Here is a 13,280-nt window from a genome sequence, read left to right as displayed (position 1 = left end):
TCCCTGCTGTCAGCGCTCGATGCGATGCGGCGAAGCCGCGAGTGTCGAGTGCTGACAGCAGGGACCAAGGGGGCCAAACCCCGCGGCGCCGCAGGCGCCGCAAAAAATTACAGCGTAGCGGCGCCGCGGTCGGGGTCGAGGACGTCGATTCCGGCTTCGGCCCAGGCGTCGCGTAGCGCTTGCGCGCCGCGTACCCGCACCCAGGCGGCCTCGGTTGCCGTCACGGGGGTTACCGCGAAGTACCGCACCGGTTCGGCTGGTTCGGGCAGGTCGACCTCGGGTATTTCCCCGGGGCCCAGGAGCACGGCGGTGAAGGGGGCGTCCCGCCACAGCGGCTCGCCGAGATCCAGGAGTGCGTCGGCCCGCAGGACCACACCCTCCACCGCGGGCGAGGCGGCCAGCACGCCCAGTGACCGGGCAACCCCCGCACTGTTTCCCGGCCCGGTCCGCAGCGTGAGCACCAGCTCCGCGCGCGGCCCGCGCACCGGATCGGCCAGCACCGCCGAGGGATCACCCATCGGATGCCGTGATCCGCCGACGGTGGCGTAATGCACCACCCCGTCGCCGGGTATCCGCAGGATTTCGATCGGTTCCAGGCCGAGGAAGGTCACCGAGGCGGTGTCCACCGCGGCCGCGTCCACCGCGAAATGGCGTACCACGGCGGCGCGTACCCGCTCGCTCACATCCATCCGTCAGATGGCCAGCCGGGCGAGCATATCCCGCGCCTGTTCGGCGGTTTTCGGATCGCACAGCACGTCGTAGCGACCGGCGACCAACTGCATGGTCGACGCGAAATCCCGCTGCCCGCGGGTCGCGGCGTACGGGATGGTGGTGGAGATGACACCGAAGATGATGCCGCCGACCAGACCGACCAGCAGGGGCCCGGCCATCCCGTTGGTCGTGAACAAACTCAGCAGCAAACCGAGGAACAGGCCCAGCCACGCCCCCGACACCACGCCCCCGCCGATCACCTTGCCCCAGTTCAACCGGTACAGCACCCGCTCGACCTGCATCAGATCGACGCCGACGATGGTCACGTTCTGCACCGGGAACTGATTGTCCGCCAGATAATCGACGGCACGCTGCGCCTCGGCGTAGGTCGGGTACGAACCGACCGGCCATCCCGAAGGTGGCGTGGGCAAACCTTGTCTGCCCCGATTCGAGTTCCCAAGAGGGTTCGTCATGGTTCCATTGTGCCGTTTCCTGGGTCCGGGTGGAGTTCAGGCCGGGGGCGTGAAGGTCGTGGTGCGTTTCATTCCGGCGGCGCGGCCTTTTTCCGCGACGACGGCCGCCATTTTCGCGCTGGCTTCGTCGATCATTTCGTCGCCGAGCATCACCGCGCCGCGCGCGCCGCCTTCGGCGGAGGTGTGATAGGCGTAGGCGTCCAGGATCATTTCGGCGTGGTCGTAATCGGATTGCCGGGGGCTGAATATCTCGTTCGCGGCGTCGACCTGACTCGGGTGCAGTACCCATTTGCCGTCGAATCCCAGGGCCGCGGTGCGGCCCGCGGCGCGGCGGAATCCGTCGATATCGCGGATCTGCAGGTACGGTCCGTCGATCGCTTGCAGCCCGTGCGCGCGGGCGGTGAGCAGGATGGTCATCAGAATGTGGTGGTAGGCGTCGCCGGTGTCGTAGCCCTCGGGCTGTTCCCCGACCACGAGCGTGCGCATATTGATACTGGCCATGAAATCGGCCGGCCCGAACACCAGGGTCTGCACCCGCGGACTCGCGGTGGCGATCTCGTCGATATTGCGTAATCCCAGCGCGTTCTCGATCTGCGGTTCGATGCCGATCCGGCCGGGTTCGATCCCGTTGGCGCGCTCCAGCTGGCTCAGCAGCAGATCGAGGGCCCGGACCTGGCCCGCGTCGGTGACCTTGGGCAGCAGGATCGCGTCGAGCGCGGTGCCGGCGCCGTCGACCACCGAGATGACATCGGCGTAGGTCCACTGCGTGGTCCAGTCGTTCACCCGGACCACCCGCAGCTGCTCACCCCAGCCCGAATCATTGAGGGCGGCCACGATATTGGCGCGGGCGGCGGCCTTGGCACCCGGGGCGACGGCGTCTTCGAGATCCAGAAAAACCTCGTCGACCGGCAGCCCTTTGGCCTTGGCGATCATTTTCGGGTTGCTGCCCGGCACGGCGAGCACGGAACGGCGCGGCTTCATCAACACTCCTGGGGTCGGCCCGGTCCGGCCCCGGAACATCTAGCCTGGCAGGCATGGCAGCTACCAGGGTGTATATCGCCAGGCTGACGGGCCTGGCGGTGCTGGGGCCGGACGGCGAGTCTATCGGCCGCATCCGCGACGTGGTGGTGGCCGTCCGGTACGACCGGCAGGAACCGCGTGTTCACGGACTGGTGGTGGAGTTGCCGACCCGGCGCCGCATCTTCGTCCCGATGCTGCGGGTGACCACCATCGAACCCGGGTCGGTCACGCTCAACACCGGAAATGTGAGTCTGCGCCGGTTCGCGCAACGCCCCGGCGAACTGCTGGCGATGGCGGAGATCGTGGACTCCAAGGTCCGGGTGAACGATCCGGACCTGCCCGATCTGGCGGGCGTCGATGTTTTCGTGGTGGATCTCGGTATCGCGCTGACCCGGACGCGGGATTGGCGGGTCACCCGGGTCGCGGTCCGCGGGCATCGCCGGCTGGGGCGGCGCCGCACGGTGCATGTGGTGGATTGGGCACAGGTGGCGGGGCTCACGCCGTACGAGCTGGACCGGCCGGGTCAGGATGTCAGCACCCTGCTCGAACAGTTCGAAAGCCTGCGCGCCGCGGATGTCGCACACAGGTTGCGGGAACTGCCCGCCAAACGCCGTCTGGAGGTGGCGGTCGCCCTCGACGACGAACGGCTCGCCGATGTCGTCCAGGAACTCTCCGGCGACGACCAGCTGGAGCTGCTCGGCCAGCTGGATATGACCCGCGCCGCCGATGTCCTCGAGGCGATGGATCCCGACGACGCCGCCGATCTGCTCGGCGGCCTGCCGGAGAACGAGGCCGAATCGCTGCTGACCCTGATGGATCCGCAGGAGTCCGAGCCGGTGCGCCGCCTGCTCGAACATTCCCCGGATACCGCGGGCGGCCTGATGACGCCGGAACCGGTGGTACTGACCCCGTCGACCACGGTGGCCGAGGCCCTCGCCCGGGTACGCGATCCGGACCTGACGCCCGCCCTGGCGTCGATGGTGTTCGTGGTACGCCCGCCGACAGCCACCCCCACCGGGCGCTATCTGGGCTGCGTCCACCTGCAGCAGCTGCTGCGGGAGCCCCCGGCGCATCTGGTGGGTGGCATCCTGGACACCGATCTGGCGATGCTGCGGCCGGAGATGCCGCTGGCCGCGGTGACACGCTATTTCGCCACCTACAACTTGGTGTGCGGACCGGTGGTCGACGAACAGAACCATCTGCTGGGCGCGGTGAGCGTCGATGATGTGCTCGACCATCTGCTCCCGCCCGATTGGCGTGAGGACGAACAACTGTACGAAGGTGCGCGACCGTGACCGACAAGAGCACCGCGGGCCGGGCGGTGTCCAGCGCGCGGCAACGACTGGAGACACCGGTCGAATCCCGTTTCCGATTCGACTGGGACGCCGAGGCACTGGCCCGCGGGAGCGAACGAATCGCCCGGTTCCTGGGCACCGGACGATATCTCGCGTTGCAGACGGTGGTGGTGATCGTCTGGATTCTGCTGAACGTGTTCGTGATCGCGCTGCGCTGGGACCCGTATCCGTTCATCCTGCTGAACCTGGCGTTCTCCACTCAGGCCGCCTATGCCGCGCCGCTGATCCTGCTGGCGCAGAACCGCCAGGACAACCGGGACCGCGTCTCGCTCGAGGAGGACCGGCTACGCGCGGCGCAGACAAAGGCGGATACCGAGTTCCTGGCGCGCGAGCTCGCGGCACTACGCCTGGCGGTGGGCGAGGTGGCCACCCGGGACTACCTGCGCCGCGAACTCGACGAAATCCGGGACACCCTGGAACGGATCGAATCCGCGGCGGGGGTCGGGCCGACGCGCGGCCCGGACAAGGCTACCAAGCCGAAACGCAAGAAAACCTCCGGTCACAAGCCGGTCACAGGCCCGGTTTCACCGCCAATCGGCGAGGAATGACCGGAAATCCGCAATATGCTCCTGACCGGTAGGTAACCTGGATCACGTTGTCCCGAGCGCGCCATCCGGGAATGTCCGAGACGGTCGCTCACCTGTGACATAGAGGAACGGTGGAGCCGAATGCGGATACCTACCCCTGTGGCAATGTCGGCTCTGGTCATGGCGGGCCTGGTCGCCGGCGGTTCGGCAGCCCACACCACCTTGTCGTCGACTCCGCCGCAAGCTCCCGGCGCAAGACTCGCGACCGACGCCGGACGCCTGACCACCACCGCCGAAGGCGCCGATGCCCCACTGACCCAGACACTCGGAATGCTGCCGGTCGAGCCCACGACACCCCGGAAGCTGCGAGCGCTGAGCCCGGTCGCCGCGCCGTTCGCCGGTACCGTTCCGTTACAGAGCATTACCCTGCCCCGCGGCGGCGGCGCCCTCGGCATCCCGGAGATCGTGCTGGCCGCCTATCGCAACGCCGAACTCGCGCTGCAATCCTCGGCACCCGGTTGCGGAGTCACCTGGAACCTGCTCGCCGGTATCGGCCGGATCGAATCCGGGCATGCGAACAACGGCCGCACCGACGCCGCCGGCACCACGAGCCCGCCCATCTTCGGCCCGGCACTCGACGGCACCCTGCCGGGCAACGAGGTGATCCGGTCCTCCGACGGCGGATACGTCCGCGCCCTCGGGCCCATGCAGTTCCTGCCCGGCACCTGGTCGCACTACGCCGCCGACGGGAATGCCGACGGGCACGCCGATCCGCACAATGTCTTCGACGCCGCCCTGGCGGCCGGCAAGTACCTGTGCTCGGGCGGCCTCAATCTGCGTGACCCGCAACAGGAATTGCGGGCGGTCCTGCGCTACAACAACTCGATGACCTACGCCGCCAACGTGCTGAGCTGGTCGGCGGCCTACCGCACCGGCGGCCGGGCCGCACCCGTCATCCCCTCACCCGATCTGATCCCGCCCGGCAGCGCGCCCACAGGACTGCCACCCGGCTCCCCGGATCTCCTTGCGGCACAAACCGATACCGCGGTGCCGCCACCTCCGCCCGAACTCACCGTGCGTATCCCCCGCCCCGATCCGATGATCCGGATTCCGGGCCTGCCACCGATCCCCTGCGGGCTGCTGTGCCCGCCCGCCCCGGGGTCACCGAAAGCCGGCCAGGCCCTTCCGGAACCGGGGCCCGCGCCGCACGGCATGCCCGCACCGGGCACTCCCGCCGGCCCGCCGGCGAACGCCCCGGCGCCGGGTGTTCCCGCCGGGCCCGCGGAGAACGCTCCCGCGCCGGGCGTACCAACCCCCGAAGGGCCCGCCGCGCCGGCGCCGGACGGCGCTGCACCACAGCCGAACCCGGCGCAGCCCGCACCGCCGGCCCCGCCTCCGCCGCCGACGATCACCCTGCCGGGCGGGCTGGTCATCCAGTTGCCGATCGCCTTGGTCCCCGGGCCGCCACCACCGCCCGACGCGATACCGGCGCCACCGCCCGGAGCGGCACCCGCACAGGCGGGAGATCCGGCTGCTCCGCCGGCGCCCGCCCCCGCGCCACCCGCTTGATCGCCGATCGGCCGGCAGTACTGCACCCTCGCCGCGCCGAATGCACCCCGGTTCCGGGGCAGCCGCACCGGCGGGAGCAGGTCCGGGGAGCCGATGAGGCGGGAATGCCGGGCCGGCGCGCGAGGCGCCGCAGTGAGACAGCACGGCCGGCTTCGGCCTTCGATGCCCAGCGGGCATTCGTGGCGCACAAAAGCCGGACCGCACGGCGCCGCCACGTCGTAGCACCGGGACGCCGGACACCCGGGTAGCCGTCGAGCGGGCCGGACGGCTTCTCAAGGGGCCGCGGAGCTTTCGCCTTTCCCATCTGCGCCGAAATAATGGTCACGGGGTAGTAACGAACTGGTCTCGGATGCGGTAGTCTCGACGGCGAAGGTCACGGCCGGGCAACAACCGGACGCGACCGCAGGCTTGTGGTTGAGATGAAGGGCTTTGAGCACGTGGGGCGTCACCGTAAACAACAACCTGCCACCGTTACACGGAGTTCGGTCATCGCACTCACCGGTTTGGTACCCGCCGGGGTCGTGGCCACCAATGCCGCGGCTGCCATGGCCACCGACCCCACCGCGGCGTCGGTGGAACTGCATATGCAGCCCGCGGGAGCCGCGCCGGCGCAGGCCATGGCACCCGCCTCGTTCGACGACACGGTCATGCATGCCATGGCCAAACAGTCGCCGGAGGCCCCGATCGAGGTGAAATCGGTCGCGCTCGACCCGAACCGCCCCCGTAACGATCTGCCGGTCGCGCCGTCGGGGATCCCCGGGATCGCCGAGGCCGCCTATATCAACGCCGAGCAGATCCTGGCCGACGAGAACCCCGACTGCAATATGTCCTGGACGATGCTGGCCGGTATCGGGCGGGTCGAATCCACCCATATGTACAACGGCAAGGCCGATGCCGACGGTAACGCGCTGTCCCCGGTGTTCGGGCCCGCGCTGGACGGCAGCCTGGCCGGCAACAATGTCATCCACGATTCCGACGGCGGCGCGCTCGACGGCTACGGCGGCTACGACCGCGCGGTGGGCCCCATGCAGTTCCTGCCGGAAACCTGGACCCACTACGCCGCGGACGGCAACCGCGACGGTATCTCCGATCCGCAGAACTACTACGACGCGACCCTCACCGCCGGTAAGTACCTGTGCTCGGGCGGCCTGGACATGACCGATCCCGCCCAGCAGACCAGGGCCATCCTGCGCTACAACAACTCGATGGCCTATGTCGCGAACGTCATGGCCTGGGCCCAGTCCTACAAGACCGGTATCGCACCACGGCCCGCGGAACTCCCCAAGATCTGACGGCACTACCATCGGCAGCATGCCAGTGGTAACGGAAGCGGAGGTGCGGGGCGCCCTCGCGAAGGTCGACGACCCGGAGATCCGCAAACCGATCACCGAACTCGGCATGGTGAAGAGCATCCGGATCGACCCGGACAGCAATGTGCACATCGAGGTGTACCTGACCACCGCCGGATGCCCGTTACGTACCGAGATCACCCAGCGCGTCAGCACCGCGGTCGCCGATGTGGCCGGAGTCGGCGCGGTATCGGTCGAGCTCGATGTGATGAGCGACGAACAGCGCACCGAACTGCGCAAACAGCTGCGCGGTGATTCCGCCGAGCCGGTGATCCCGTTCGCCCAGCCCGGTTCGCTCACCCGCGTGTACGCGGTGGCGTCGGGTAAGGGCGGAGTCGGTAAATCGAGTGTGACGGTGAACCTCGCCGCCGCGCTCGCCGATCGCGGCCTCTCGGTCGGAGTGCTCGACGCCGATATCTACGGTCACTCCATTCCCCGGATGCTCGGCACCGACGCCCGGCCCACCCAGGTGGAGCGGATGATCATGCCGCCGATCGCGCACGACGTGAAGATGATCTCGATCGCGCAGTTCACCAAGGGCAACACTCCCGTGGTGTGGCGCGGGCCGATGCTGCACCGCGCGCTTCAACAGTTCCTCGCCGATGTGTTCTGGGGCGATCTGGACGTCCTGCTGCTGGATCTGCCGCCCGGCACCGGTGATGTGGCGATCTCCATCGCCCAGCTGATCCCGAACGCGGAGATCCTGGTGGTCACCACCCCGCAGATCGCTGCCGCCGAGGTCGCCGAACGCGCCGGAGCAATCGCCCTGCAGACCCGGCAGCGGATCGCCGGCGTGGTGGAGAACATGTCCTGGCTCGATCTGCCGGACGGCAGCCGGATGGAGTTGTACGGGTCGGGCGGCGGTCAGGCGGTCGCGGACCGGCTCACCCGCGCGGTCGGCGCGGAGGTGCCGCTGCTCGGGCAGATCCCCATCGAGCAGGCCCTGCGCGAGGCCGGCGACGAGGGCACTCCGATCGTGCTGCGCGATCCGGACAGCCCGTCCGCGCTCGCCCTGCGCGCGGTCGCCGATAAGCTCGCCGTCCGGCGCCGCGGCCTGGCCGGAATGTCGCTCGGCATCGATACGACGCGCCATCTCTGAGATACGTAGCCGGTTTGCGCTCCGTGCGGCGGAGTCGCACTCCCTACCGCTCGGCATATCGGCACAGCGACCTCTGGGCGCCGTGTCGGCGGGCGCACCTAAACTCGGTCCATGCTCACCCTGCTGCTGTACGTCCTAATCGTGGGTTTGGTGGCCACGGTGTTGTTCCTGCTGGCCAGCGCGCTCTTCGGTCGGTCGGAGGAGCTGGGGCCGCTACCCGAGGGCACCACCGCGACCGTCCTGCCGAGGGAGGGAATCTCCGGCGCCGATGTGCGGGCCCTGCGCTTCCAGCAGGTCGTACGCGGGTACAAGGCGGGTGAGGTCGATTGGGCGCTGGCCCGGCTCGCCGCCCGGATCGACGAATTACAGGCTCAGCTCGCCGAGGCACACGCCGCCGGCGCTGCCCACAACGGCGGGCCGGACAAGTCGTGACCGCCACCGACACCTTGGTTCGCTGCCCGTGGTCGGTCGATTCGCAGATCTACCGCGATTACCACGACGAGGAGTGGGGCCGCCCGCTGCACGGTAACGATGCCCTGTTCGAGCGGCTGTGCCTGGAGGCCTTCCAGTCGGGCCTGTCCTGGATCACCATCCTGCGCAAACGTCCCGCGTTCCGGCAGGCATTCGCCGGATTCGTGATCGAGAAGGTCGCCGAATTCGGCGCCGCCGACCGCGAGCGCCTGCTCGCCGACCCCGGGATTGTGCGCAATCGCGCCAAAATCGATGCCTGTATCGCGAATGCGAAAGTCGCGCGCGATCTCGATATCGACCTCGACGAACTGCTCTGGTCGTTCGCTCCCCCGCGGCGCCCGCGCCCGCGCGCGATCGGCGATATTCCCGCGGTCACGCCCGAATCCACCGCGTTGGCAAAAGAATTGAAGCGGCGCGGTTTCCGCTTCGTCGGCCCCACCACCGCGTACGCCCTGATGCAGGCCACCGGAATGGTGGACGACCACTTGGCCGAATGCTGGGTCGATATCCGGCACACCGCCCTCGGCTGACCGGTCACATTTGGACGTCGAGTGTCCGTCATCTCCTGCGATAGGGAAGAATGGATCGAGTGCGGTCCGTCGCCTCAACCGACGGACCGCCCGGTTGGGGACAACCGGAGATCCGAGCAAGTGCGCAGCATACCGCGCAGATCTGGAGGGAGCAGAGGATGGCGGCCATGAAGCCCCGTACCGGGGACGGTCCCCTCGAGGCAACCAAGGAAGGCCGTGGGATCGTTATGCGGGTCCCGCTCGAGGGTGGCGGGCGTCTGGTCGTAGAACTCACGCCCGACGAAGCCGCGGCATTGGGTGACGAATTGAAGAGTGTCACCAGCTAGCGAAATTTCCGAGGAATCGCCGCTGGCCGCGGTCGCCGAGGTACTGAGTTGCCCCGTATGCGGCCGCGGTCTGGTCTGCGCGGACCGGATACTGCGTTGCGCGCTAGGGCACAGTTTCGATATCGCGCGCCAGGGATATGTCAGCCTGCTCACCGGCGCCGCCACCAAACTGACCGGTGATACCGCCGCGATGCTCGACGCCCGCGCGGCTTTTCACAGTGCCGGCTTCTTCGAACCGATCGCCACGGCGGTGGCGGAGGCCGTGCAACGATCCCGGCCTGTCCCGGCCACGCCTGCGGTGCACCGGCCGAGCGCGGAGGGCCGGCCGGGCACACCGTCGGTGGACGGTACGGCGCCGCGGTCCGGACCGGCTTCCGGACGCGAGCTGATTGCCGATATCGGCGCAGGTACCGGCTACTACCTGGCCCGCGTTCTGGATGCCCTGCCCGGTGCACGGGGCATCGCCTTGGACCTCGCCAAACCTGCCGGCCGCCGCTGCGCCCGGGCACATCCCCGCGCAGCGGCGGTGGTGGCCGACGCCTGGCGCGGGCTACCCGTCCGGGATCACACGCTCACCGCGGCGCTCTCGGTGTTCGCCCCCCGCAACCCTGCCGCGGTCGCCCGGGCGCTCGCACCCGGCGGCCGGTATGTCGTGGTGACACCCACCGATCGGCATCTGGCGGAGCTGATCGGCCCGCTCGGTATGGTCGGCGTCGACCCGGCCAAGGAAGCGCGACTCGCCGAAGCCATGTCCGGCCTGTTCACCCGGCTGGACACGACCGCGGTCGAATATTCGATGACGGTGGCGCACGCCGATATCACTCATCTGGTGGCCATGGGTCCGTCCGCGCATCACACGGCGGGCACCGGTGTCGAGGAACTCCCGGAGCCCTTCGAAGTGACGGCATCGGTCACCGTGGGGGTCTACGCGCCCACGGCCACCGCATCGCCCCAGCTGATCCCCCCACCCCCGTAACCACGCGCACCGGCCGGAGCCGACCCGGGTGTCCCGCCCGTGCCCTGACCCACCGGCCCGCGTCTGTCTGTCGGCGGCTCGTCAGGGTTTCGCCACTGTGCGGTAGACGCCCAAGGTCTGTTCGGCGATCCCGTACCAGTCGAATTCGGAGCGCGCGCGGTCACGTCCCGCGGCCCCGAGTTCGGCGGCGCGTGCCGGGTCACCGGCGAGTTCGTTGATGGCGGCGGCCAGAGCATGCTCGTAGGCGGCGGTTTCGCCCGCGTCGAAAGGCACCAGCCGGCCGGTGCCACCGTCGACCACCACCTCGGGAATACCGCCCACATCGGAGGCGATCACGGCCGTACCACAGGCCATCGCCTCGAGATTGACGATTCCGAGCGGTTCGTAGACCGAGGGGCAGACGAAGACCGTGGCGGCGGCCAGCAGCTGACGGATCTGCTCGGTGGGCAGCATCTCGCGCACCCAGAACACGTTGTCCCGGCGGCGGTGCAGCCCGGCGACCGCCGCGGCGACCTCGGCCTCCAGCTGCGGCGTATCCGGGGCGCCGGCGCAGAGCACCAGCTGGATATCCGGATCGACCTCCCGCGCGGCCGCCAGCAGATGCCCGACCCCCTTCTGCCGGGTGATCCGCCCGACGAACACCGCCAGCGGCCGGTCCGCCCGCACCCCCAGTTCGTCCAGGATCCGGCGGCTGCCCGGCGCCGGTGGGCCCGGGCACCACACGTCCGCGTCGATCCCGTTCCGGACCACATGCACCCGGGCGGCGTCCAGGGCCGGGTAGGCGTCGAGCACATCACGCCGCATCCAGTCGCTCACCGCGATCACCGCGTCGGCGTGTTCCAGCGCGTTGCGTTCCGACCAGGACGAGAGCCGGTACCCGCCGCCGAGCTGTTCGGCTTTCCAGGGCCGGCGTGGTTCCAGCGAATGGGTCGTGACGATATGCGGTATCCCGTACAGCGTCGCCGCGAGATGCCCGGCCAGCCCGGCGTACCAGGTGTGTGAATGCACCACATCCACCGATCCGGCGGCATCGGCCATGCGCAGCTGCGCCGACATCATCCGCAGCGCCGGATTGGCCCCGGCGAGCGCCGGATCCGCATCGTGCACCCGGGCGTCCGGACGCGGTACGCCCATACAGTGCACGGTCACGGTGCTCATCCGGCGCAACCGGGCCACCAGTTCGGTGACATGGACGCCCGCCCCGCCGTACACCTCGGGGGGATACTCTCGGGTCAGCATGGCCACCCGTAGCGGATCGCCTGCCGCACCGCTGGAACCGAAACTCACGGGTTCACGGTAGACGCCGTGCCGTGGAATGAGGGCGGCCACCGACCGGCCCCGCACAGCGACCGCCGAGCGGGATCACGGCCACCGCCCAGCGGCGAATCACGGCGACCGCCGAGCGGTCGATGCCCCCCGACCACCTGGTTCGGTAGGTTTGGCACTGTGAGGAGCCAGCCGCACGTACTCGGAATCGTGCTCGCCGGTGGCGAGGGCAAGCGACTCTTTCCCCTGACCGCCGACCGCGCGAAGCCGGCCGTCCCGTTCGGCGGGGCCTACCGCCTCATCGACTTCGTCCTGAGCAATCTCGTCAATGCCGGTTTCCTCCGGCTCTGTGTACTCACCCAGTACAAATCCCATTCGCTGGACCGGCATATCTCGCAGACCTGGCGGCTGTCGGGTTTCGGCGGTGAATACATCACCCCGGTCCCGGCCCAGCAGCGGCTGGGGCCACGCTGGTACACCGGCAGCGCCGACGCGATCATGCAGTCGCTGAATCTCATCTACGACGAGGATCCCGATTACATCGTGGTGTTCGGCGCCGATCACGTCTACCGGATGGATCCCGAACAGATGGTGGCCGGCCATATCGATTCCGGGGCCGGGGTCACGGTCGCCGGTATCCGGGTCCCACGCAGCGAAGCGGGCGCGTTCGGTTGTATCGATTCCGACGAGTCGGGGCGCATCGTCGGATTCCTGGAGAAACCGGCGCATCCGCCGGGTATCCCGGACGATCCGAATTCGACGTTCGCCTCGATGGGCAATTACGTGTTCACCACGAAGGTGCTGGTGGATTCCATCAAGGCGGACGCCGAGAATTCCGATTCCGATCACGATATGGGCGGCGATATCATTCCCGGCCTGGTCGCCGCGGGCCAGGCCGCGGTCTACGATTTCGCCGACAACGAGGTGCCCGGCGCCACCGATCGCGACCGCGGCTACTGGCGTGACGTCGGCACCATCGACGCTTTCTACGAGGCGCATATGGATCTGGTGTCGGTGAACCCGGTATTCAACCTCTACAACCGGCACTGGCCCATCCGCGGCGCCGCCGAGAATCTGCCACCCGCGAAATTCGCCCGCGGCGGGCTGGCCCAGGAATCCATCGTCGGAGCCGGCAGCATCCTTTCTGCGGCGACCGTCCGCAATTCGGTGCTCAGCGCGAATGTCATGGTCGACGAGGGCGCCACGGTCGAGGGCAGTGTGCTGATGCCGGGCGTGCGGATCGGCCGGGGCGCGGTGGTGCGGCGGGCGATCCTGGACAAGAACGTCATGGTGTCCGAGGGGGAGATCATCGGCGTGGATTCCGAACGCGACCGCGGCAGATTCGCCATCAGCAACGGCGGTGTGGTCACGGTCGGCAAGGGCACCTGGGTCTGATCCGGCCGCCACCTACCCCGCACAGCGGGAGGGGACGCGGCGTGCCCGCAGCCGGGCGGCAACGGCGGGGGGGGGGGGGGGGGGGGGGGGGGGGCGCCCCCCCCCCCCCCCCCCCCCCCGCGGGGGGGGGGGGGCGGCGGGGCCCCGCGCCGCGCGGGGGCGGCGCGGCCGCGCCCCGCCCCCCGCCGCCCCCCCCCCCCCCCCCCCCGGGCA

14 protein-coding genes are annotated in these 13,280 nt (G+C 69.3%); 10 read left to right on the top strand and 4 right to left on the bottom strand.

The features are described from left to right. Positions 1-107: 107 nt before the first annotated feature. Genes QH276_RS25480 through QH276_RS25470 form a run of 3 tightly spaced genes read right to left on the bottom strand, consistent with a single transcriptional unit; the run spans position 108 to position 2,165 of the window. A complete protein-coding gene (locus tag QH276_RS25480; protein WP_280402830.1) occupies positions 108-689 on the bottom strand; it encodes a suppressor of fused domain protein in 582 nt (193 codons plus the stop codon). A gap of 3 nt (positions 690-692) precedes the next feature. Continuing rightward, the gene (locus QH276_RS25475; protein WP_280402829.1) at positions 693-1,184 is read right to left on the bottom strand and encodes a general stress protein; all 492 of its coding nucleotides are present in this window, start codon (positions 1,182-1,184) and stop codon (positions 693-695) included. A 36-nt stretch (positions 1,185-1,220) separates the two neighbouring features. Next, the gene (locus QH276_RS25470; RefSeq protein ID WP_280402828.1) at positions 1,221-2,165 is read right to left on the bottom strand and encodes an HpcH/HpaI aldolase/citrate lyase family protein; all 945 of its coding nucleotides are present in this window, start codon (positions 2,163-2,165) and stop codon (positions 1,221-1,223) included. Positions 2,166-2,218: 53 nt separating this feature from the next. On the opposite strand from QH276_RS25470, the gene QH276_RS25465 reads away from it, so the two are divergent. The 9 genes from QH276_RS25465 (at position 2,219) to QH276_RS25425 (ending at position 10,406) form a co-directional block, all read left to right on the top strand. Continuing rightward, positions 2,219-3,499: a magnesium transporter MgtE N-terminal domain-containing protein gene (locus QH276_RS25465; protein WP_280402827.1), complete on the top strand. Its 1,281-nt coding sequence runs from the start codon at positions 2,219-2,221 to the stop codon at positions 3,497-3,499. Continuing rightward, positions 3,496-4,107, top strand: coding sequence for a DUF1003 domain-containing protein (locus QH276_RS25460; RefSeq protein ID WP_280402826.1), 612 nt, complete (start codon positions 3,496-3,498; stop codon positions 4,105-4,107). The genes QH276_RS25465 and QH276_RS25460 overlap by 4 nt, the downstream gene beginning before the upstream one ends. A gap of 144 nt (positions 4,108-4,251) precedes the next feature. Then, positions 4,252-5,655 (top strand): lytic transglycosylase domain-containing protein, encoded by a 1,404-nt coding sequence (locus QH276_RS25455; protein ID WP_280402825.1) that lies wholly within the window; start codon positions 4,252-4,254, stop codon positions 5,653-5,655. Positions 5,656-6,092: 437 nt separating this feature from the next. After that, entirely contained in the window at positions 6,093-6,947 is an 855-nt protein-coding gene (locus QH276_RS25450) for a lytic transglycosylase domain-containing protein (RefSeq protein WP_280402848.1), read from the top strand. Positions 6,948-6,966: 19 nt separating this feature from the next. Next, complete coding sequence (locus tag QH276_RS25445; protein ID WP_280402824.1) at positions 6,967-8,103, top strand: Mrp/NBP35 family ATP-binding protein; 1,137 nt, start codon at positions 6,967-6,969, stop codon at positions 8,101-8,103. A 111-nt stretch (positions 8,104-8,214) separates the two neighbouring features. Further along, positions 8,215-8,535, top strand: a complete 321-nt coding sequence (locus tag QH276_RS25440; protein ID WP_280402823.1) for a DivIVA domain-containing protein — start codon at positions 8,215-8,217, stop codon at positions 8,533-8,535. Beyond that, complete coding sequence (locus tag QH276_RS25435; protein ID WP_280402822.1) at positions 8,532-9,104, top strand: DNA-3-methyladenine glycosylase I; 573 nt, start codon at positions 8,532-8,534, stop codon at positions 9,102-9,104. Before QH276_RS25440 ends, QH276_RS25435 begins: the two co-directional genes overlap by 4 nt. A 158-nt stretch (positions 9,105-9,262) precedes the next feature. Further along, positions 9,263-9,430, top strand: a complete 168-nt coding sequence (locus QH276_RS25430; RefSeq protein ID WP_011211259.1) for a DUF3117 domain-containing protein — start codon at positions 9,263-9,265, stop codon at positions 9,428-9,430. Beyond that, a complete protein-coding gene (locus QH276_RS25425) occupies positions 9,417-10,406 on the top strand; it encodes a putative RNA methyltransferase (protein ID WP_280402821.1) in 990 nt (329 codons plus the stop codon). The genes QH276_RS25430 and QH276_RS25425 overlap by 14 nt, the downstream gene beginning before the upstream one ends. 81 nt (positions 10,407-10,487) lie before the next feature. On the opposite strand, the gene glgA is transcribed toward QH276_RS25425, so the two are convergent. Continuing rightward, positions 10,488-11,645 (bottom strand): glycogen synthase, encoded by a 1,158-nt coding sequence (glgA, locus tag QH276_RS25420; RefSeq protein ID WP_280402847.1) that lies wholly within the window; start codon positions 11,643-11,645, stop codon positions 10,488-10,490. A 207-nt stretch (positions 11,646-11,852) separates the two neighbouring features. Between glgA and glgC the strand changes: the two genes are divergently transcribed. Next, a complete protein-coding gene (gene glgC, locus QH276_RS25415; protein ID WP_280402820.1) occupies positions 11,853-13,067 on the top strand; it encodes a glucose-1-phosphate adenylyltransferase in 1,215 nt (404 codons plus the stop codon). Positions 13,068-13,280 lie beyond the last annotated feature (213 nt).

Source organism: Nocardia carnea, from assembly GCF_029869215.1.
Taxonomy (GTDB): domain Bacteria; phylum Actinomycetota; class Actinomycetes; order Mycobacteriales; family Mycobacteriaceae; genus Nocardia; species Nocardia carnea_B.
This window is presented reverse-complemented; position numbering and strand designations above follow the sequence as displayed.

What these genes read in the sequence shown, in the direction of transcription:
- QH276_RS25470 (WP_280402828.1), bottom strand. Translation starts at nt 2,165, where the DNA reads ATGAAGCCGCGCCGTTCCGTGCTCGCCGTGCCGGGCAGCAACCCGAAA.
- QH276_RS25475 (WP_280402829.1), bottom strand. Translation starts at nt 1,184, where the DNA reads ATGACGAACCCTCTTGGGAACTCGAATCGGGGCAGACAAGGTTTGCCC.
- glgA (WP_280402847.1), bottom strand. Translation starts at nt 11,645, where the DNA reads ATGCTGACCCGAGAGTATCCCCCCGAGGTGTACGGCGGGGCGGGCGTC.
- QH276_RS25480 (WP_280402830.1), bottom strand. Translation starts at nt 689, where the DNA reads ATGGATGTGAGCGAGCGGGTACGCGCCGCCGTGGTACGCCATTTCGCG.
- QH276_RS25440 (WP_280402823.1), top strand. Translation starts at nt 8,215, where the DNA reads ATGCTCACCCTGCTGCTGTACGTCCTAATCGTGGGTTTGGTGGCCACG.
- QH276_RS25445 (WP_280402824.1), top strand. Translation starts at nt 6,967, where the DNA reads ATGCCAGTGGTAACGGAAGCGGAGGTGCGGGGCGCCCTCGCGAAGGTC.
- QH276_RS25465 (WP_280402827.1), top strand. Translation starts at nt 2,219, where the DNA reads ATGGCAGCTACCAGGGTGTATATCGCCAGGCTGACGGGCCTGGCGGTG.
- QH276_RS25455 (WP_280402825.1), top strand. Translation starts at nt 4,252, where the DNA reads ATGTCGGCTCTGGTCATGGCGGGCCTGGTCGCCGGCGGTTCGGCAGCC.
- QH276_RS25430 (WP_011211259.1), top strand. Translation starts at nt 9,263, where the DNA reads ATGGCGGCCATGAAGCCCCGTACCGGGGACGGTCCCCTCGAGGCAACC.